This is a genomic window from Streptomyces sp. NPDC127084, from assembly GCF_042724175.1.
In the GTDB taxonomy this organism is placed as follows: domain Bacteria; phylum Actinomycetota; class Actinomycetes; order Streptomycetales; family Streptomycetaceae; genus Streptomyces.
This window is the reverse complement of record NZ_JBHXFA010000094.1, coordinates 1-19,748: the sequence shown is the minus strand read 5'-3', so window position 1 is coordinate 19,748 and position 19,748 is coordinate 1. Positions and strand designations below refer to the sequence as shown.

The 19,748-nt window shown below is 69.9% G+C and carries 14 protein-coding genes and 1 pseudogene; 4 read left to right on the top strand and 11 right to left on the bottom strand.

Going from position 1 to position 19,748, the window contains the following annotated elements; translation table 11 throughout:
- Positions 1 to 76 precede the first annotated feature (76 nt).
- The 3 genes from ACFWI9_RS21540 to ACFWI9_RS21530 all read right to left on the bottom strand — a co-directional run bounded on the left by ACFWI9_RS21540 (position 77) and on the right by ACFWI9_RS21530 (position 2,461).
- On the bottom strand, positions 77 to 1,096 hold the full coding sequence (locus ACFWI9_RS21540) for an ADP-ribosylglycohydrolase family protein (RefSeq protein WP_387164251.1): 1,020 nt from the start codon (positions 1,094 to 1,096) through the stop codon (positions 77 to 79).
- Positions 1,086 to 1,769, bottom strand: a complete 684-nt coding sequence (locus tag ACFWI9_RS21535) for a histidine phosphatase family protein (protein ID WP_387164249.1) — start codon at positions 1,767 to 1,769, stop codon at positions 1,086 to 1,088. Before ACFWI9_RS21535 ends, ACFWI9_RS21540 begins: the two co-directional genes overlap by 11 nt.
- Positions 1,770 to 1,855: 86 nt before the next feature.
- Positions 1,856 to 2,461, bottom strand: coding sequence for a YdbC family protein (locus ACFWI9_RS21530; RefSeq protein ID WP_387164247.1), 606 nt, complete (start codon positions 2,459 to 2,461; stop codon positions 1,856 to 1,858).
- A gap of 131 nt (positions 2,462 to 2,592) precedes the next feature.
- Here ACFWI9_RS21530 and ACFWI9_RS21525 point away from each other — a divergent pair, with 131 nt between their 5' ends.
- Together ACFWI9_RS21525 and ACFWI9_RS21520 are read left to right on the top strand one after the other, a co-directional pair.
- Positions 2,593 to 3,123 (top strand): TerD family protein, encoded by a 531-nt coding sequence (locus ACFWI9_RS21525; RefSeq protein ID WP_387164245.1) that lies wholly within the window; start codon positions 2,593 to 2,595, stop codon positions 3,121 to 3,123.
- A gap of 40 nt (positions 3,124 to 3,163) precedes the next feature.
- Positions 3,164 to 4,318: a winged helix DNA-binding domain-containing protein gene (locus ACFWI9_RS21520; protein ID WP_387164244.1), complete on the top strand. Its 1,155-nt coding sequence runs from the start codon at positions 3,164 to 3,166 to the stop codon at positions 4,316 to 4,318.
- Between the two features lie 48 nt (positions 4,319 to 4,366).
- Here ACFWI9_RS21520 and ACFWI9_RS21515 read toward each other — a convergent pair.
- The 3 genes and pseudogenes from ACFWI9_RS21515 to nrdR all read right to left on the bottom strand — a co-directional run.
- Positions 4,367 to 4,684, bottom strand: a pseudogene (locus ACFWI9_RS21515) (GNAT family N-acetyltransferase); the annotation flags it as partial.
- A 125-nt stretch (positions 4,685 to 4,809) separates the two neighbouring features.
- Complete coding sequence (locus ACFWI9_RS21510) at positions 4,810 to 7,707, bottom strand: vitamin B12-dependent ribonucleotide reductase (protein ID WP_387164242.1); 2,898 nt, start codon at positions 7,705 to 7,707, stop codon at positions 4,810 to 4,812.
- Between the two features lie 158 nt (positions 7,708 to 7,865).
- Complete coding sequence (gene nrdR, locus ACFWI9_RS21505) at positions 7,866 to 8,387, bottom strand: transcriptional regulator NrdR (RefSeq protein WP_387164241.1); 522 nt, start codon at positions 8,385 to 8,387, stop codon at positions 7,866 to 7,868.
- Between the two features lie 544 nt (positions 8,388 to 8,931).
- Between nrdR and lexA the strand changes: the two genes are divergently transcribed.
- Positions 8,932 to 9,726, top strand: coding sequence for a transcriptional repressor LexA (gene lexA / locus ACFWI9_RS21500; protein WP_387164239.1), 795 nt, complete (start codon positions 8,932 to 8,934; stop codon positions 9,724 to 9,726).
- 161 nt (positions 9,727 to 9,887) lie between these two features.
- On the opposite strand, the gene ACFWI9_RS21495 is transcribed toward lexA, so the two are convergent.
- The 5 genes from ACFWI9_RS21495 to ACFWI9_RS21475 all read right to left on the bottom strand — a co-directional run bounded on the left by ACFWI9_RS21495 (position 9,888) and on the right by ACFWI9_RS21475 (position 18,177).
- The gene (locus ACFWI9_RS21495) at positions 9,888 to 11,861 is read right to left on the bottom strand and encodes an ATP-dependent DNA helicase (RefSeq protein WP_387164238.1); all 1,974 of its coding nucleotides are present in this window, start codon (positions 11,859 to 11,861) and stop codon (positions 9,888 to 9,890) included.
- A gap of 73 nt (positions 11,862 to 11,934) precedes the next feature.
- Positions 11,935 to 13,812 (bottom strand): IucA/IucC family protein, encoded by a 1,878-nt coding sequence (locus ACFWI9_RS21490; RefSeq protein WP_387164236.1) that lies wholly within the window; start codon positions 13,810 to 13,812, stop codon positions 11,935 to 11,937.
- A 59-nt stretch (positions 13,813 to 13,871) separates the two neighbouring features.
- A complete protein-coding gene (locus tag ACFWI9_RS21485; protein WP_387164235.1) occupies positions 13,872 to 14,723 on the bottom strand; it encodes a GNAT family N-acetyltransferase in 852 nt (283 codons plus the stop codon).
- Positions 14,724 to 14,742: 19 nt separating this feature from the next.
- Positions 14,743 to 16,689 (bottom strand): IucA/IucC family protein, encoded by a 1,947-nt coding sequence (locus ACFWI9_RS21480; RefSeq protein WP_387164233.1) that lies wholly within the window; start codon positions 16,687 to 16,689, stop codon positions 14,743 to 14,745.
- A gap of 111 nt (positions 16,690 to 16,800) precedes the next feature.
- Positions 16,801 to 18,177: a diaminobutyrate--2-oxoglutarate transaminase family protein gene (locus tag ACFWI9_RS21475; RefSeq protein ID WP_387164264.1), complete on the bottom strand. Its 1,377-nt coding sequence runs from the start codon at positions 18,175 to 18,177 to the stop codon at positions 16,801 to 16,803.
- 318 nt (positions 18,178 to 18,495) lie between these two features.
- Here ACFWI9_RS21475 and ACFWI9_RS21470 point away from each other — a divergent pair, with 318 nt between their 5' ends.
- Positions 18,496 to 19,716, top strand: a complete 1,221-nt coding sequence (locus tag ACFWI9_RS21470; protein ID WP_387164232.1) for a trypsin-like serine peptidase — start codon at positions 18,496 to 18,498, stop codon at positions 19,714 to 19,716.
- The last annotated feature ends 32 nt before the right edge of the window (positions 19,717 to 19,748 follow it).

Below are 19,748 nucleotides of genomic sequence, written 5' to 3'. Positions count from 1 at the left end.
GGCATGGGCACGCTGTGGCAAGACCGTGACACACCTGGCGCCGCCACGTCCCGGCCCAGGCCGTGTCCGGGATCCGTCAGGCCATGCCCACCGGGAGCCAGGCCGGCAGTTTCTCGGTGCGTTCCAGCCAGTGGGCAGGTGGGGCTCCGGACGCGGCCGCTGCGACGACACCGCCCGCGATCGCGCAGGTCGTGTCCACGTCCCCGCCCACCTGGGCGGTGGTCCAGAACGCCTGCTCGTAGTCGCCGAGTGCCCGGGCGGCCGACCACAGTGCGAACGGCACCGTGTCATGCGCGCTCGTACGGCGTCCGCTGCCGAGGACGGCGGCGACCGTCGCCGCGTCGCCGTAGTCGAGCATGTCCCGCGCTCGGCGCAGCCCGGCGCCGACCGCACTGCGCGGCACAAGGGCCACCACGCCGTCGAGCAGATCACCGGGGGTGGGCGGCCCGGAAGAGGAGGCGACCAGGGCGGCAGCCGCCGCGACGGCCATGCTGCCGACGACGGCCTCACGGTGCTGGTGTGTCGTATACGACGAGATCTCCGCCTGGTGCGTGGCCTGCTCGGGGTCGTCGGCGTACCACGCGCCGAGGGGTGCGATCCGCATCGCCGAGCCATTGCCCCACGAACCCTGGCCGTTGAACAGCGACGAGGCGAGTTCACGCCAGTCACCGCCCTCACGGACGAGCCGGAGCATCCGGTTGACCGCTGGCCCGTAGCCGCGGTCGAAGTCATGGTGCTCGGCGAACGAACGCGCGAGCGCGTCCTGGTCGACACGCTGGTGCGAGACCAGCACCGCCAGCACGGAGCAGGCCATCTCGGTGTCGTCAGTCCACTGCCACCGCCCGTCCGGCAGTTCGCGCCGTTTCAGCAGCGGATAGTTGGCGGGGACGAAGAACTGGGAGCCCAGGGCGTCTCCGACGGCCAGCCCGCGCAGACTGGCCAAGGCGCGGGCGAAGCGTTGATCACCGTCACGGGTGATAGCGGCGGAGTTACCACTGGTAGCGGCGACATCGCCGGATTGGGCGGCACCGGAGTCAGCGGGCGTGGACGTCTCGGCGGAATCGAAGGAGTTGTCAGGGGGGAGGTCAGCGGTCATCGCACGGCCACTCTATCGGGTGGTCCGCATACGACTCGGGAACGCACCAGCGCTCGAACGGCCTGTCCAGTGTGTACCGCCCGTCGTCACCGAGCAGGAGCATCCGCGTCTCACCGTTCTCCGGGTTGGACAGCGACTCGAATTCCGCGACCGTCCAGTGAAACCACCGCATACAGAACAGCCGCATGGTCAGCCCATGGGTGACGATCAGCACGTTGGGCGGATGATCCGGTGCCTCGAAGCTGCGGTAGAGGCTCTCCAGGAACGCTCCCACCCGGTCGTACACATCGGCACCGGACTCCCCCTGCGGCAGGCGGTAGAAGAAGTGCCCGTAAGCGTCGCGGTAGGTCTTCTGCAGCCGCACATCGTCCCGGTCCTGCCAGTTTCCCCAGTCCTGCTCGCGCAGCCTGGGCTCCTCTCTGACCCGTACGAGCCTCGGATCGAGATGGAACGCCTTGTAGGTCTGATGGGTCCTGCGGTACGGCGAGACGTACACGCTGATCCGGTCCAGGCCGAAGATCTCACGCAGCCGCACCCCCGTCTCCTCCGCCTGGCGCCATCCGCGCTCGGTGAGCCGCAGGGCATGGTCGGGCTCGCGCTCGTACACCGAGTCGTCGGCGTTCCCCTCCGACTCGCCGTGTCGGACCAGAACGATGCGCCGCGGTCGTGCCATACGACAAACACTAGATCGGCGTGCACGGCCCCGCCGCCATGCGCGCGGCTGCCCGCTCCTGCGGGCGCCCGCGGGCACCACTCCGCTCAGACCGTCCAGGCAGCCTCGAGGTCCACGACGTCGCCCGCGAGTGCCGCTATATCGGCCTCCGTCTGCGCGCGCAGGGAGAGCCGCTCCACCCTCTCCACCCGGTACTTGCCGTGCTCGGCCGCCGACTGCCACATGGACAGCACCAGGAACTCGTTGCCCGGCGCCTCACCGAAGAGGCCCCGTACCATCCCCGGCGATCCCGCCATCGCCGGGTTCCACACCTTCTCCTGCATCAGCGAGAAGTGCTCGACCCGGTGCTCGTGCACCCGGCAGTGGGCGACGCGCACCACATCGGCTTCCGTGAAACGGGGCTCGAAGCCTGTCTTCACATCGAAGCGATGGTCGAAGATCTTGACCTGGGCGTCTCTGAACGTCCCGGACTGCGCCGCCGCGAGCCGATCATGCGAGCGCGCCATGAACGAGTCGTAGAACGCACGCGTCTCCCAGAACGCGAAGACATGGGCGACATCCGGCCGCCTACGGCTCCACCCTCCGCCTTGTCCCCGGAATCCCGGCTCACCCGGCAGCCCCGCCCACTTTCGCTGCCCCCGCTCGAACCCCCGACGGTCCACCACGGTGCAGCGAATCCACTTGACCAGCACCGCGCCATCGTACGGCGCGCGACGTGGCGCTGGTCACGTTCCGGCGAGACCTCCTCCCAGCGAGCGTGACAACATGGGTTCGTGCAACGGATGTTGACGCGAGCGACGATCCGGGAAGAAGGGGAAGCAGAATGAGCAGCCTCAGCAAGGGCCTCGGCAAGGTCCAGGTGACGCTCAAGTGGGATCCCAGTGCCCTCGGCACACCGGCGACCGACCTGGACCTCGTCGCGGCGACCTACCGGGGGGACGCCCCGCATGGCGCGCCCGCGTATCTGGTGCACTTCGGCAGCCGCTCCCCCGACGGCACCATCACCCTCAACCGGGACAGCAAGACCGGTCAGGGCTTCGGGCCGGACGAGGTCATGACCCTGGAGCTCGACCGTCTCGCCGACGCGTACACGCGGGTCGTGATCGGTGTCGTCATCCAGCAGGACGGCGACGAGAAGGTGTTCGGTGACATCCCGAACACCGGCGTCCGGATCCTCGACGGCCATGTCGAACTCGCCGCCGACGACCTGTCCGGCGTTCCCGACGCCACGGCCGCGACGATCGCGGAGTTCACCCGCGACGGCAGCGGCTCATGGCGGCTGCGCACCGTCGTCCGCGGCTTTGTCGCCGGTCCGGCCGAGTTCTCGGATCTGATGGGTGCCGCGCGCGCCTGAGCTCCCGGCGTCATCGCATCGTGAGGCAGAATCCCACGATGTGATGATCACCGCGCGGGAACTCAACCGGTCGACTCTGAGCCGTCAACTGCTGCTGGAGCGTGCGCCGCTGAGCGCACCCGACGGGGTGCGCCACGTGGTCGCGCTTCAGGCCCAGCACCCGGCTTCGCCGTATGTGGCGCTGTGGAACCGGCTCAGTGGTTTCGACCCGGCCGAGCTGGACTCGGTCTTCGCCGCACGGTCGGTGGTCAAGGCGACCCTGATGCGGATCACCCTGCACGCCGTGCACCACGACGACTATCAGGTATTCCGCACGGCGATGCAGCCCACTCTGTACGCGGCCCGGCTCGGCTCGCGTTTCACGGCCGGGGGTCTGACCCCCGCGGACGCCGACGCGCTACTGCCGGAGCTGCTGGCCTTCACCAGCCGACCGCGTACCGCAGCCGAAGTGAAGGCATGGCTCGCCGAACGTTCGGCTGGTGAAGGGCCCCCGGATGCCGGGCGGGCTGCGGACAGCACATGGTGGGGGCTGAAGGGATACGCGCCACTGCATCACGCCCCCACGGGTGGACCGTGGTCGTTCGGCCCCCGGCCGTCCTTCGTCGCCTCCGGTCCGAAGGCTCCGGGTACGGAGCCGGGAGCAGCGCCGCAGTCCCTGCCGAGCCTCATCGTGCGCTACCTGGCGGGGTTCGGCCCCGCGTCGGTGGCCGACATCGCGCAGTTCGCCCTGGTGAAGCGGACGGCAGTCCGGGAGGCGCTGCGCACTCTCGGCAGTGCCCTCGAACAGCTCCAGGGACCGGACGGCACACCGCTGTTCGACATCCCCGGCGCCCCCAGGCCCCCCGCCGACACCCCCGCCCCGGCCCGGCTCATGGCGATGTGGGACAGCGTCCTGCTGGCGTACGCCGACCGAGGCCGGGTGATCCCCCCGGCCTACCGCCCACTGGTGATCCGGCGCAACGGCGACGTACTGCCCACCCTGCTGGTCGACGGCTATGTCGCCGGCGTCTGGCGCCAGGTGGACGGGGGTGTAGAGGCCACCGCCTTCCACTCCCTGCCGGCCGCCACCTGGGATCAACTGTCCGCCGAGGCCCGGTCCCTGACCGCGCTGCTCGCGGACCGCGATCCGGCGGTGTACGGCCGCTACCACTACTGGTGGGCCAAGCTCCCCGAGGCGGAGACGAGACTGCTGTGACCGGCGGGCAGGCCGCGTTCCGCCGGCTCGTCACAGTGATCTCCCGGCTCAGACGCGTTCGAACCAGTGCGTCCGGCCGATGACGGAGAAGCCGCGGCGCTCGTACCAGTGCCGCGGCCAGTCCGCCGCGTCGGCGAGCAGGAACCGGGTGCCGCAGCCCGCGTCGGCTGCCAGCCGCAGAGCCGAGCCCAGGACGGCGTCGGCATGGCCACGCCGCAGATGCGCCTCAGAGGTGACCAGGTCCTCGATCTCTGCGGTGCCCGTGGCCGGGTCCATGTACAGGTCGGCCCAGGAGGCGACCTCACCTTCCTCGATACGGGCACCGAGGAAGTGCACGGCGTCCGCTCCGCGCCGACGAGCCTCACGCCATTCGAGTCCTCTGAGGTCCTGCCCGGGACCGGGGACACAGGAGAGGGTGCCGGCCTCGGGCCGGCACCCTCTCGGACGCTCAATGACGCGTCAGCTGCGATCCCGCTCGGCTTCCCGCGATATCAGCTGCAACCGCTGGTCGAGCCGCAGCCCTCGCAGATGTAGCAGGAACCGGCCCGCTGCATCTTCGTACCGCAGGAGAAGCACAGCGGGGCGTCCGCGCTGATGCCGAGCTGCATCTCGACCAGTTCCGCCGAGGTGTGCGCCTGCTTGGGCGCCGGGACTTCTGCCTTCGGGGTGGCCACGGCCTTCAGGGGCTCCTGCTGGCGCGGGGCGGACTGGGCCAGGCCCTCGACGTCGACCTCGGACTCGTCGAGGGACTGCTCGTACGAACCGGTCTCCAGGTGGCGCTGGCGCTCCTCGGCGGAGTGGATGCCGAGTGCCGAGCGGGTCTCGAACGGCAGGAAGTCCAGAGCCAGGCGGCGGAAGATGTAGTCGACGATCGACTGCGCCATCCGCACATCCGGGTCGTCCGTCATACCGGCCGGCTCGAAGCGCATGTTGGTGAACTTGGAGACGTAGGTCTCCAGCGGCACGCCGTACTGAAGGCCGACCGAGACGGCGATCGAGAAGGCGTCCATCATGCCGGCGAGGGTCGAGCCCTGCTTGGACATCTTCAGGAAGACCTCGCCGAGACCGTCGTCCGGGTAGGAGTTGGCGGTCATATAGCCCTCGGCGCCGCCGACGGTGAAGGAGGTGGTGATGCCGGGACGGCCCTTGGGAAGGCGCTTGCGGACCGGGCGGTACTCGACGACCTTCTCGACCGCGGTACGGATCGTCTCCTCGGCCTTCTCGGTGACCTCCTTCTTCTCCTCCTTCTTCTTCGCGGAGAGAGGCTGACCGACCTTGCAGTTGTCGCGGTAGATCGCGAGCGCCTTGACGCCCAGCTTCCAGGCCTCGAAGTAGATCTCCTCGACCTCCTCGACGGTCGCCGACTCCGGCATGTTGACCGTCTTGGAGAGCGCGCCGGAGATCCAGGGCTGGATCGCGGCCATCATGCGGACGTGGCCCATCGCGGAGATGGAACGCTCGCCCATGGCGCAGTCGAAGACCTCGTAGTGCTCGGCCTTCAGCCCGGGGGCGTCGATCACGTTTCCGTGCTCGGCGATGTGGGCGACGATGGCCTCGATCTGCTCCGGCTGGTAGCCGAGGCGGCGCAGCGCCTGCGGCACGGTGCCGTTGACGATCTGCATGGAGCCGCCGCCGACCAGCTTCTTGAACTTGACCAGCGCCAGGTCCGGCTCAAGGCCGGTGGTGTCGCAGGACATCGCCAGGCCGATGGTGCCGGTCGGGGCGATCACGGAGGCCTGGGAGTTGCGGAAGCCGTTCTTGGCGCCGAGGCGGATCACGTCCTGCCAGGCCTCGGTGGCCGCGGCCCAGATCGGGGTGTCCAGATCGTCCATGCGGACCGCCGTGGTGTTGGCGTCGGCGTGCTGCTTCATGACCCGCTGGTGCGGCTCGGCGTTGCGGGCGTAGCCGTCGTACGGGCCGACGACGGCGGCGAGCTCGGCGGAGCGGCGGTAGGACGCGCCGGTCATCAGCGAGGTGATGGCGCCGGCCAGGGCCCGGCCACCGTCGGAGTCGTAGGCGTGGCCGGTCGCCATCAGCAGCGCGCCGAGGTTGGCGTAGCCGATACCGAGCTGGCGGAAGGCGCGGGTGTTCTCACCGATCTTCCGGGTGGGGAAGTCGGCGAAGCAGATGGAGATGTCCATCGCCGTGATGACGAGCTCGACCACCTTGGTGAAGCGCTCGACGTCGAAGGACTGGCTGCCCTCGCCATCGTCCTTGAGGAACTTCATCAGGTTCAGCGAGGCCAGGTTGCAGGACGTGTTGTCCAGGTGCATGTACTCGCTGCACGGGTTCGAGCCGTTGATCCGGCCCGACTCGGGGCAGGTGTGCCAGTGGTTGATGGTGTCGTCATACTGGATGCCCGGGTCGGCGCAGGCCCAGGCGGCCTCCGCCATCTTGCGGAAGAGAGACTTGGCGTCGACCTCCTCGATGACCTCACCGGTCATCCGGGCGCGCAGCCCGAACTTCCCGCCGGCCTCGACGGCCTTCATGAACTCGTCGTTCACGCGGACGGAGTTGTTGGCGTTCTGGTACTGGACCGACGTGATGTCGTCGCCGCCGAGGTCCATGTCGAAGCCCGCGTCGCGCAGCGCGCGGATCTTCTCCTCTTCCTTGACCTTGGTCTCGATGAAGTCCTCGATGTCGGGGTGGTCGACGTCCAGGATGACCATCTTCGCGGCACGGCGGGTGGCGCCGCCCGACTTGATCGTTCCCGCGGAGGCGTCGGCGCCGCGCATGAAGGAGACCGGACCGGAGGCGTTGCCCCCGGAGGACAGCAGTTCCTTGGAGGAGCGGATGCGGGAGAGGTTCAGCCCGGCACCCGAGCCGCCCTTGAAGATCATGCCCTCTTCCTTGTACCAGTCGAGGATCGACTCCATGGAGTCGTCGACGGACAGGATGAAGCAGGCGGAGACCTGCTGGGGCTGGGGGGTGCCGACGTTGAACCACACCGGCGAGTTGAAGCTGAAGATCTGGTGCAGGAGGGCGTAGGCGAGCTCGTGCTCGAAGATCTCCGCGTCGGCGGGCGAGGCGAAGTAGGCGTAGTCCTCACCGGCCTTGCGGTACGTCTTCACGATGCGGTCGATGAGCTGCTTGAGGCTCACCTCGCGCTGCGGGGTACCCACCGCGCCACGGAAGTACTTGCTGGTGACGATGTTGACCGCGTTCACCGACCAGAAGTCGGGGAACTCGACTCCGCGCTGCTCGAAGTTGACCGAGCCGTCGCGCCAGTTGGTCATGACGACGTCGCGGCGCTCCCACACGACCTCGTCGTACGGATGTACGCCGGGGGTGGTGTGGATGCGCTCGATACGCAGACCCTGCCGGGCCGCCGCGGCCTTGCCGCCCTTGGCTCGGGAACCCCGTGCCGGGCCGCTCGTCGTCTCTGTCATGCCGCCTCCCATATACGGGCGAAAACGCCCTGAAGTGCCCAGATCTTCCCGTGGCACAGTTTCTGTCTGATGCCAGGGGCGCCGCGCCGCGCACAGCGCCCATGACAGGTCTTTGCCGCTTGCGCGGCCGGTCGCCGGCACTCGCCGGGCCGCCGTGATCAGTCGGCGGCGGTGGCGGGCACCGCGCCCACCGCATGGGGTGCGGGCACGTCGGCCCCACGCTCCCGCGCGGACGGCCGCTGCCCACGGAGTTCCGCGATGGCGGCCTCGAAGTCCTCGAGCGAGTCGAACGCTCGGTAAACGGACGCGAAGCGCAGGTACGCGACCAGGTCGAGCTCCTGCAAGGGGCCGAGTATGGCCAGTCCCACGTCGTGGGTGGTCAGCTCGGCGCTGCCGGTGGCGCGCACCGCTTCCTCGACCCGCTGGCCGAGCTGAGCGAGGGCGTCCTCGGTGACCGGCCTTCCCTGGCACGCTTTGCGCACACCGGAGATGACCTTGGTACGGCTGAAGGGTTCGGTCACCCCGCTGCGCTTGATCACCATCAGCGAGGCGGTCTCCACCGTCGTGAACCGACGGGAGCAGTCGGGGCACTGGCGGCGGCGCCGGATCGACGTACCGTCATCGGTGGTCCGACTGTCGACGACACGGCTGTCCGGATGCCTGCAGAAGGGGCAGTGCATGGCTCCCAACCCTCCTTCATGGCACGACTGAATAGCCCCGGCAGGAGGTGCTCACCCCCTCGAAGCAGCCACAAGCATAGGCGATCTCCCGGACCGTGAATCACCGGGGACCACAACTTGTGGGTGACGGCCCCAATCCAACCACTAGATCTTGGGTTTGGCCGCCTTCCCTCTCCTAGCGCGTGTCCTCGCGGCGCGTGTCGCGCACCGGAGGCCTCGCGCCCGGCGAGGTCAGGCATGCGGCACCGCCGGAGGCGACCCGTAGCTGTCCAGGGGAGAGGCGCGGCGCTCGTCGGCGGCCCGCCGGTGACGAGCCTACGGGAGTCGCGCGTCTCCCCGGTTTCAGGGGCCGCGGATGACACACTGGAAGTACATCCGTGTCGCGTGCGACTGTCCCAGACCACGGGACCGCGCGCACCCATACACCCGGGCACGCATAAAGGTACGGTCAATCACGTTTTTTCACTCGAACGTGTGTTTGGCGCAACCTTTCGAAAGCAACTACCGTTGTCCAGCTAGGGAGACCATTTCGAGAGGGGCCGACGTGACCACCACAGCAGACAGTGCCACCATCACTGCCCAGGACCGCTCCCAGAACCGATTCGAGCCGGTGCATGCCATGAACGACGCAGCCACGACCCCGGATGGGGCCGACCCTTCGCGACCTACGCGCTCGCTGCCCGGTCGGCCCCCGGGGATCCGCGCGGACAGCACCGGCCTCACGGACCGGCAGCGGCGGGTCATCGAGGTCATCCGTGACTCCGTGCAGCGTCGGGGCTACCCGCCGTCGATGCGGGAGATCGGCCAGGCGGTGGGGTTGTCCAGCACCTCTTCGGTCGCCCACCAGCTGATGGCCCTGGAGCGCAAGGGCTTCCTGCGCCGCGACCCGCACCGTCCCCGGGCCTATGAGGTGCGCGGCTCCGACCAGCCGGCCACGCAGCCGACGGACACCTCCGGCAAGCCGGCCGCCTCCTATGTACCGCTCGTCGGCCGGATCGCCGCCGGTGGCCCGATCCTCGCCGAGGAGTCCGTCGAGGACGTCTTCCCTCTCCCCCGGCAGCTCGTCGGCGACGGTGAGCTGTTCGTGCTGAAGGTCGTCGGTGACTCGATGATCGAAGCCGCGATCTGTGACGGTGACTGGGTGACGGTGCGCCGTCAACCAGTCGCGGAGAACGGCGACATCGTCGCCGCGATGCTGGACGGCGAGGCCACGGTCAAGCGCTTCAAGCGCGAGGACGGGCATGTCTGGCTGCTTCCGCACAACGCGGCGTACCAGCCGATCCCGGGCGACGAGGCCACGATCCTCGGCAAGGTGGTGGCGGTGCTTCGACGGGTGTGACCCCACTCGTCGGCTCTGACCGGCCCCGGGATCCACTGCGCCGGTCCCGGGGCCCAATCGTGCCAGCCCCCTGCGACGACTTCCCGCACGGAAGTCCGGCAGGGGGCTGCTTCGTCCGGTCGGCCTGCAGGGCAGGGCTCAAAGCTCAGCCGGTTACCGGCTCAGCGCCCCTCGGCCTTCGCGGTCGCATCGATAGCGGCCAGCGAGCGGCGCACCTGGTTGCGGTCCGTGGTGTACCAGAAGTCGGGCAGGGAGGCCTTGAGGTAGCTTCCGTACCGCGCCGTGGCGAGCCGCTGGTCGAGCACGGCGACCACCCCTTTGTCCCCCGTGGCCCGTACGAGGCGGCCGGCGCCCTGGGCCATCAGCAGCGCCGCATGAGTCGCGGCGACGGCCATGAACCCGTTCCCTCCCGCGTCCTCCACCGCCTTCTGGCGTGCGCTCATCAGCGGATCGTCCGGGCGCGGGAACGGGATCTTGTCCATCACCACCAACTGGCAGCTCGGACCGGGGACATCGACCCCTTGCCAGAGGGAGAGCGTGCCGAACAGACAGGTCCCGGGGTCGGCCGCGAAGTTCTTGATCAGCTCGCCGAGTGTCTCCTCGCCCTGGAGCAGGATCGGAAACTCAGGCATACGTGAGCGCAGCTCCTCGGCTGCGAGCTGGGCGGCCCGCATCGAGGAGAACAGGCCGAGCGTGCGGCCCCCGGCCGCCTGGATCAGCTCGGTGAGCTCATCAAGCATGTCCTCCCGGCCGCCATCCCGCACGGGACGGGACAGATGCCTGGCGACGTAGAGGATCCCCTGCTTGGGGTAGTCGAACGGCGATCCGACATCGATGCCCTTCCAGACGGGCAGATCGTCGCCCGCGACGCCCTCGGGGGCCAGCCCGAGCGAGGCGCCCACACCGTTGAAGTCTCCGCCGAGCTTGAGCGTCGCCGAGGTGAGGACGACGGAGCGATCCGCGAAGAGCTTCTCCCGGAGCAGCCCGGAAACCGTGAGCGGCGCCACCCGCAAGGATGCGCCGAAGCGGTCGTGACGCTCGTACCAGACGACGTCGTACTCGGAGCCGGCGGTGATGCGCTCCGCCACATCGTGGATGGACTCAACCGAGGCGAGTGCCTGCTTGCGCACGGCGTCCTCGTCCTGAACCGACTTGTCCCGGGTGGCCCCGAGGCCGGAGATGACCGTGCGGGCCGCGTCACGCAGCGCCATCAGCGCATAGCCGAGGTCTTCCGGGATCTCCTCGAGACGGCCGGGCAGGGCGAGCTCCATCAGCCGCTCGAAGCCCTCGGCGGCGGTCTGCAACTGGTCGGCGGCCTTCTCGTTGACCAACTTGGCAGCTCTGCGCACCGCGCGGTTGACCTGCCCGGGGGTGAGCTCGCCCGTGGCCACACCGGTCACCCGGGACACCAGCTCATGTGCTTCGTCAACGATCAGCACCTCGTGCGAGGGCAGCACGGGCGCGCCCTCGATCGCGTCGATGGCGAGCAGCGCGTGGTTCGTCACCACGACATCGGCGAGCTTGGCCCGCTCCCTTGCCATCTCGGCGAAGCACTCGGCCCCGTACGCGCACTTCGAGGCGCCGAGGCACTCCCGGGACGACACGGACACCTGGGACCACGCACGGTCGGACACGCCCGGCGTGAGGTCGTCGCGGTCGCCCGTCTCCGTCTCGTCCGACCAGTCACGCAGCCTCAGCAGGTCCTGGCCCAGCTTGCTGGTGGGCGCGGCGGCCTCGAAGGGGTCGAAGAGGCCGTCCTCTTCCTCTTGGGGCACACCCTCGTGCAGTCGGTGCAGACACAGGTAGTTCGACCGGCCCTTGAGCATGGCGAACTCCGGGCGGCGCCGCAGCAGCGGGTGCAGCGCGTCGACCGCCCTGGGCAGATCGCGCTCCACGAGCTGGCGCTGGAGCGCGAGCGTCGCCGTGGCCACCACCACACGCTCCCCCTGTGCCAGGGCCGGCACCAGGTATCCGAGGGACTTTCCGGTGCCGGTACCGGCCTGGACCAGCAAATGGGAGCCGTCGTCAACGGCAGCGGCCACGGACTCGGCCATGGTGACCTGGCCGGGCCGCTCGACCCCGCCGACAGCGGTGACCGCGGCGTGGAGGAGCTCGGAGAGGGAGGACTTCGTCATAGACCGTCCACCCTACGGTGCGCCACTGACAGCGCGGGCCCGTACCGGCACAGCCGCGATCCGTCCGACGGCCTCATCCTGCGGCGAGGGGATTGGGTACCAGTCCATGCATGGCGGCGTGCGGGCGCTCCGAGCGGTCGCGGTAGCCGTCGAGGTGCAGCCGGTTGCGGTTGAGGCACAGGCGCGCGATACGCGGAGTGAGCAGATCGAACTGCTCGTAGCGGTCCTTGAGCTCCGGGAACCGCGCCTGGTGGCGCAGGATCTCGGCCCGTACCAGTGACCAGAACTCGCTCTCCGGCACTCCGAGCTGCTCCTCGCACAGGGGCGCTAGAAAGCGGAAGACACCGACGAAAAGACCCGAGTGGATGAACTGGGTGAGGAACTCCGGCGTCTCCGTCAGCAGGACCGCCCGCACCTCGTCCGGCATGGAACGGTGCTCGGGCAGCGGCTCGGCGCTGATGTTGACGTCATCGACGAAGTCCTTGATCGCGAGACGTACGGGGACGTCGTGCTCGTCGAAGACCACGATGGCGTTCTCCCCGTGCGGCGAGAACACGGTGCCGTAGCGGTAGAGGTAGTGCAGCAGGGGCGGCAGCAGCGCGGCGAACAGGCGTCGCAGCCAGACGGTGGGGGCGAGCGCCGAGCGCTCGACCAGTTCGGCGGTGAAGGCGCGGCCCTGAGGGTCGGTGTGGAGCAGGGATGCCAAGGTTCGGGCCCGTTCCCCGGGTGGCAGGCGCAGCGGTTCGCGCCAGATGGCACCGAGCAGCTCCCGGTACTGGTACGGCACGTCCGGCAGCCGGTCGTACAGCGGGTGCTCGACGGTGACGGACGCGACCTCACCGAGCAGGATCACCCCGCAGTCGTCGCGCAGGAAGGGGTCGTCGTCGCGGATGGACCGCACCCATCCGGTGACGGCGGGGGCGGCGAGGGTGCGTTCGGTGGGCAGTCCGCGCCAGACGAGGGTGTTCAGGACGGACAGCGGGAGCTTCACCGTGTGACGGTGGGGGCGGCTGGTGTTGAGGAAGGTGCGGATGGACTGCTGGGGCAGCCGCAGATCGGCGTCCGCGCTCAGCGGCACGATGTCGCCGTTCGCGATGGGGCCGGTGTAGAGCGGCAGCACCACGTGCTCCCACTGCCAAGGGTGCACGGGGAGGAGCAGATAGCGCTCGGGATCCCGTCCCCGTGCACGCAGCTCAGCGGCGAACGCCGCGCGTACCTCGTCGTCCAACTCCCGCGCGTAGAGTGCGTCAGGGGTCGCCAGCCCGGGTACTCCGCGGTAGACGGCGAGTTCGGTGCTGACGGCGATCCAGGGCAGCCGGGTCTGCCTGCGCGCTTCGGGAGCCCAGCGGGCGGCGTCACCGGCCGAGAAGCCGATGCGGCCTTTGTTGAGGACGAGCCAGGGGTGGCCGGTCTGATGGCCTTCGAGCGCCGCGTAGTCGAGGTCGGCGAGCAGGGCCGCGGAGAGGGCCTCGTGGGCGAGCCGGCAGTCGGCGGCGAGGGTCGTGCTCAGTTCGCGGATGAGATGGCCCAGCGTGGCGCCGTCCAGGTCGAGGAGTTCGCGCGCACTGACGAGGAACCGCAGGGGGTCGCCGAACGGAACCCCGTCGAGCGCGATCGAATCGGGTACCACCCGCCAACTGCCGTAGGCACCGCGCCGTGCCTGGAAGGTGAGCCGTTCGCCGCGGTCGAGTCGGAGGCGGTACGCGGCATCTCCCGCCTCACGCTCGGCTCCGGGGGCGTCGGCGAGCACATCGGCGGGTTCCGGGGCGTGGGTGTGGGGAGTGGGGCGGCTGACGGGGAGCGGTTCGACGAGGCCCTCGTAGGCGAACTCGGCAATCATCTTGGCCAGCATGCGGCCGGCCACGTGACTCCAGGTCGCCTGGTCCAGCTCGGCCGGGTCGTACAGGGCCGGAGAGGCGTCGGAGTCTGGGGTGGCGGGGGACTGCGGCACGGGGACTCCTCGGGTGGAACCTATGTGGGACGAGCGGTCTATGGAGTTCGTCGGGTTGTTCACAGCAGCCTGCCCAGGGTGCGCTCGCGCAGCATGAGCGCCGCTCGTTTGCCGGGGAGGTCCACCTCCGCGGCGAAGCGGAAACCGGCGCTCAGGAACGCGGAGACGGACGGGGTGTTCCGCAGATCGGGTTCGGCGACGACTCGTGCGCAACGGGGGCGGTTGTCGAGGACGAGCGCGGTGGCGGCCCGCAGCAGAGCGGTGCCTACTCCGCGCCCCCGGTCGGCGACTCCTCCGATGAGCAGATGGATGCCGGTGTCATGCGGTCTGGCCGGATAGTGGCGGGCGAGGGGGTCGAGATCGGCCCGGTAGATTTCGAAGTAGCTCATGGGTGCGCCGTCGAGGACACCGAGGCAGGGGATGCTGCGGCCGTCGCCATCGACTTGGGCCCGCAGATGTGCGCTGGTCACGGACTCGGGTCCGGACAGTTCCCAGAAGGCGGCAACCGCCGGGTCGTTCATCCAGCCGCTGATCAACCTCAGATCACGCTCGACACTGACCGGAATCAACCGGAACGAGCCGAACGGTGTGGCGACCGCGTCCCAGTGGGCCGGCCCGTCGAGCAGGTCATCGCGCGGAGGCGCTCCGCCGTCACTCCGGTGCGCTCCGGCGCTGTTCAGGGGTGCCGCGCCGTCCTTCAGGGGTGCCGCGCCGTCATCCTTCTCGCCGGGTCCGAGCAGGGCGAGGAATTCACCGGGCAGCCGCAGATCAAGGGTGTCCTCGCAGCTCGCTCCGGATTCCGGGGCGGACCGCGCCTGGTCATCGACAGGACCGACGACACCCAGGCTCATACCGGGCCCGGTGCCGGTGCTGGACTCGGCGCCGGCGCTGGATTCGGTGGTGGGGGGCATAGGGCGATGTCCTCGACCCTCAGAGATGGAGGGGGTTGCTGATCGTCACATAGACGGACTGGGTGTCCACCGGGCCCACGAGTTCGTCCAGCCCCTGGAGCCGGGTGAGCAGATTCGCCTTGCAGCGCAGGGTGCTCGCTTCCAGCAGCTGAGCCGGCAGTGGCGAGCCGAGGTCCGCGGCGGAGCCCAGGAAACGGCGGAACGCGGCGATCAGGACGCGTTCTTCGGCGAGACGCTGTGACCCGAAGGCACCGATGAGTCCGAGCACGTTGTTGATACCCAGGTAGTAGGCGAACCGCTCGTCGGTGACCGCGTCGCTGACGAAGGTGTCGCTGGTGTCGCCGATGCCGGGCAGTCTGCTCGTCAGGGCCGCGCGGTGGGACTCCCGGAAGTAGTAGCCCTGGTTGTCCCGGTAGCGCCCACCGACGGGCCAGCCCTCGGGATCGAGGATCACCAGGGTGTTCTGCTGGTGGGCTTCAAGGGCGATCCCCGCGGTGCCGTCCAGCCAGAGCACGGGGCGTACGACGTACCGGAGGTAGCGCAGGAACCACTCCGCTGAGACCGCGCTGACGGGCCGCCTCAAGCGGCCGGACAAGCGGTGCACGATGTCGGCGAGGCGCGAGTACGTCCCCGGGCGGCCGGGCCAGGGCCGGGGTGCGGTGAGCGCGGCGACGCAGACGGCGTCGTCACCGGGACCGAAGGGGTTGTGGCGCAGCACGACATCGAGTCCGGTGAGCGGTGCGCCGTCCCGGTCGTCCACGGCGAGCCAGGCGGGGTCGCGGACGATGTCGAACCCGGGGTGGGCGCTGCGCCACTGTGCGGCCAGTCCGCTGCGGAGCAGCCGGTGGACCTCCGTTCCGCGGTGGAGTTCCTTGCGGAGGTTCTCGCGCCGGGAGTTGGTGATCCGCAGGCCCAGCGAGAGCTTGAGCATGGTACGGACGCCTGGCTTGTGAACAGTGCGCACCGACGAGGTGGGGTGCCAGTCCGCGCCCCCGGGACCGAGGTCATGGAGCAGACCGGCTTCGATGAGCGCGGCGACGGCGGGGCGCCGGATCACCTCGCGCGCCTGCCAGGGGTGGAGCGGCAGCGCGGCGGTGCCGGGCGGCAGTCCGAGATCGCCGGCGAGGCGTCTGGTGAGCTGCTCGGCGGAGACGGCGCGGCCTTGCTCGGTCCAGGCGGAACCGGTGGCGAGGATGCTCCGGTCGACGGCCATCCAGTGGAGCGGGAAGGAGCCGTGCAACTCGGGCGAGTACCGGCGGCTCTCGGCTTCGGAGAGCCCTTCCCTGCTCTTGGGAGTGGGGTGCAGCGGATGCCCGAGTACGAGCGACTGCTCGGCGGCCAGGAATGGGTCGGCGTCGGGCCGTGGTCCGGGCCGCAGCCTGCGGTCGGCGATGAACTCGGCGGTACGGCGCAGCGAGTCGGCGACCCTGCCGACGAGTTCGGCGCCGCTGGTGGACTGGGGCTCGGGGCCGCCCTGCTCCCGGGTGAGCAGCGCGGCGACGGTGACGGCGTCCGCCGGCGGCGCGCCGGCGGGCGCGCCTTCCAGAGCGGGCGCCCCGAATCGATGCCAACCGGTGGCGGACCAGTAGCGGACGGGGACGTGAAGGGCGGTGCCGCTGGCAGGGAGCGGGATATGGAGTGTCGGTCCGTCCGGGCGGGGCAGGTCTGTCTCCCTGACCCAGCAGCGCAGCAGATTCTCGACGCCGGCGGCATCCGCGGCGAGAAGCGGATCGCGCTGGTCCAACGGGTCCGTGCCGTCGTCCACGTATTCCGGGTCTCCCGGCGGATCAGCGGCGTACGGCTCCTGACGGCCGGCCGGCCGCGCGGCCCCGGGCCCGGCGGCCTGTCGCGGCTGTGCCGGCGACTCGACGGCGAGTGCGGTGCGCGGCCCGGGCCGCGCGGCGGGGAGGTGGGGGGCTGGGCCGTCGGGCTCTGAAGCGCCGGGGGCGACGGGGGTGGAGTTCACAGTGGACTTCCTTGTGCTGTCATCCGGGGGTCATCGGGACGCGGAGCGTCCGCGGGAGGCGGGCCGTCCGCGGGGCATCCGCGCGATCGGTGAGATCAGTGATCAGTGCGATCAGTGCGACTGCCCGATGGCGTTCCGGCGGTGGGGGGAGCCCTCGGCCGCTGCGAGGGCGTCGGCGAAGCGGTCGAGGACCGCGGCGGCCTGTTCATCGGTGAGAGTGAGCGGGGGAAGCAGCCGTACCACGCCCGCGTGCCGCCCGCCGAGTTCCACGATGAGCCCGCGGCGCAGGCACTCCTGCTGGACCGCGGCGGCGAGGGCGGGCGCCGGCGGCGGGGCGGTGGCGCGGTGGTCGTCGGTGTCCGGGTCCACGAGCTCGACGCCGATCATCAGGCCGCGTCCGCGCACGTCGCCGATGCAGGAGTGGGTCGCCGCCAGCCCCTGGAGCCGGCCGAGCATACGTGCTCCGAGCGTGGCGGCACGTTCGGCCAAGCGGTGCTCACGGACGTAGGCGAGCGTGGCGGCACCGGCCGCCATGGCGAGCTGGTTTCCCCGGAACGTACCGGCGTGCGCTCCTGGTTGCCAGATGTCGAGGTCGGAGTGGTACACGATGACGGCCAGCGGCAGCGAGCCGCCGATGGCCTTGGACATGACCATCACATCGGGAACGATGCCGCTGTGCTCGACCGCCCAGAAGGCACCGGTACGGCCGACGCCGGTCTGCACCTCGTCCGCGATCAGCGGGATGGAACGGGTGGCCGTGATCTCGCGCATCCGGCGCATCCAGACGTCCGGTGCCGGGATGACTCCGCCCTCCCCCTGTACGGGTTCGAGGATCAGCCCGGCGGGGGCGGGGACGCCGCCCTTGGGGTCGTCCAGCAGGCTTTCCGTCCAGCGGGCCGCCAGCTCGGCGCCGCGTTCACCGCCGGTCCCGAACGGGCAGCGGTAGTTCTGCGGGAACGGCAGCCGGGTCACCCGTGCCTCGGTGGCGCCGCCCGACGCGTCGAGCGCTCCCGCGGTCATTCCGTGGTAAGCGCCGGTGAACGCGAGCAGTCCTGAGCGGCCGGTCGCCGTACGCACCAACTTGATGGCCGCTTCGACCGCGTCCGTTCCGGCGGGGCCGCAGAACTGGATGCGAGCGTTCTCCGCGAGTCGGCGCGGCAAGGTGGCGAACAGCTCGGTGGTGAAGGCGTCCTTGACCGGTGTGGCGAGGTCGAGCACATGGAGGGGCGCCCCCGAGTCGAGCACCTTGCGGATCGCTTCGAGGACGACGGGATGGTTGTGGCCGAGGGCCAGGGTGCCGGCGCCCGACAGGCAGTCCAGGTAGCGGCGGCCGTCGGCGCCTTCGATCGTCAGGCCCCTGGCCCGTACGGGAACGATCGGGAGTGAACGCGCATACGTACGCGCCGCGGATTCCCGGAGCGACTGGCGGCGGAGGATCCCCTCCTGTGCCGCGGGCTGCGCCGGCAGGGCGGTTTCGTCCACGTCCACGTCCACGTCCAAGGGTCCTCCTGGTCCTCCCGCTGACGGATGTGCGTCCACATCGGTACGGAGCCCCAGCACCGCACGACGCGGCGGCGCTGAACCCTGACCGTGTGTCCCCCGTACGTACCAACGACGCCGAAACCAATGGATCACGGGCATTTGGAAGATCGTTACGGCTGGGAACCGGGCCCCGGCTCCCGGCCGTCCCCATGAGCACCGGCATAGTGGAGCGCCGCGCTTCCGCATGCACCCCACTGCCCGGCGGCGCGACGGGAGTTCGTCCCGGAAGTCACGTAACTCATGGAGTCCCAGGGGGATCACGACATGCGATTCAATCGCCCGACCTTCTCAGCTCGCCGCGGGAGGAACGCCGGTCGCAGAACCCCGGCTCTCGCGGCGGCGGCTCTCGCCGCAGCGCTCGCGCTCACAGCGACTGCCTGTGGTCCGAGCGAGGACAACGCGGGCGGCGACAGCAGCCCCACCGCCGCGGCCCCGGCGACGGCCTCCGCCGACGGCAAGATCACGATCCCGGACGATCTCAAGGACCGGCTCAAGGAGCACGGGATCGACCTGGACAAGTGGCGGAACGGCGAGTGGAAGGACTGGGACAGGGAGACCTGGCTGCGGGAGGCCAAGGACTTCGTCAACCCCATCATCGAGGGCCTCTGGGACCCGGACCGGATGCGCGACGCCGATCAGCCCGACCGTCCGGTGGAGGACGGGGACAGCTCCGGTGACAACGGGGTCACCGACCCGACTCCGGACCCGGTCCGCGCGCAGGCGGTGAGCACCCCGTACCACGGGAACGTCCCGGAGGCGGGCAAGGTGCTCTTCGACGGCCCCAAGGGCACCATGGTCTGTTCGGCGACCGTCGTGAAGGACCCCGCCAACCCCGGCAAGTCCAACTTGGTGTGGACCGCCGGCCACTGCGTGCACGCGGGCAAGGAAGGCGGCTGGTACCGCAACATCGTCTTCGTCCCCTCGTACAACGACAAGGCCAAGTCCGGCGAGGCCACCCGTGAGGAGATCGCTCCCTACGGTGTGTGGTGGGGCGACGAGGCTCGGACGAGCGACCAGTGGATCGCCGAGGGCGCGACCAGCGGCGGCAAGGGCGCCCCGTACGACTTCGCCGTCATCCATGTGACGCCGGAGAAGGGCGGAAGCGGCAAGTCGCTGGAGGAGACGGTCGGTTCGGCGCTCCCGGTGGAGTTCGACGCACCCGCCGCGTCGAAGATCGGCGAGATGACGGCGACGGGCTATCCGGCGGCGGCGCCGTTCGACGGTGAGCGGATGTACCAGTGCGCGGACAAGCCGGGCCGGCTGTCCCTCGAGGCGGACCAGCCGACGATGTACCGCATCGGCTGCACCATGACCAGTGGCTCGTCGGGTGGCGGCTGGGTCGCCAAGGGCAGCGACGGCAAGCCCGCCCTGGTATCGAACACCTCGATAGGCCCGGCGACGACGGGCTGGCTGGCCGGACCGCGTCTCGGCCCGGAGGCCAAGTCCGTGTACGAGTCGGTCAGCAAGGAGTTCGCGGGACGCTAGTGCTGTGACCGGGCGAAGGCCCGGTTCTCTCG

Excerpts from the sequence above, each read along its gene's own strand:
- nrdR (WP_387164241.1), bottom strand. The coding sequence starts at position 8,387 with ATGCACTGCCCCTTCTGCAGGCATCCGGACAGCCGTGTCGTCGACAGT.
- ACFWI9_RS21525 (WP_387164245.1), top strand. The coding sequence starts at position 2,593 with ATGAGCAGCCTCAGCAAGGGCCTCGGCAAGGTCCAGGTGACGCTCAAG.
- ACFWI9_RS21535 (WP_387164249.1), bottom strand. The coding sequence starts at position 1,769 with ATGGCACGACCGCGGCGCATCGTTCTGGTCCGACACGGCGAGTCGGAG.
- ACFWI9_RS21540 (WP_387164251.1), bottom strand. The coding sequence starts at position 1,096 with ATGACCGCTGACCTCCCCCCTGACAACTCCTTCGATTCCGCCGAGACG.
- ACFWI9_RS21510 (WP_387164242.1), bottom strand. The coding sequence starts at position 7,707 with ATGACAGAGACGACGAGCGGCCCGGCACGGGGTTCCCGAGCCAAGGGC.
- ACFWI9_RS21495 (WP_387164238.1), bottom strand. The coding sequence starts at position 11,861 with ATGACGAAGTCCTCCCTCTCCGAGCTCCTCCACGCCGCGGTCACCGCT.
- ACFWI9_RS21470 (WP_387164232.1), top strand. The coding sequence starts at position 18,496 with ATGCGATTCAATCGCCCGACCTTCTCAGCTCGCCGCGGGAGGAACGCC.
- ACFWI9_RS21485 (WP_387164235.1), bottom strand. The coding sequence starts at position 14,723 with ATGCCCCCCACCACCGAATCCAGCGCCGGCGCCGAGTCCAGCACCGGC.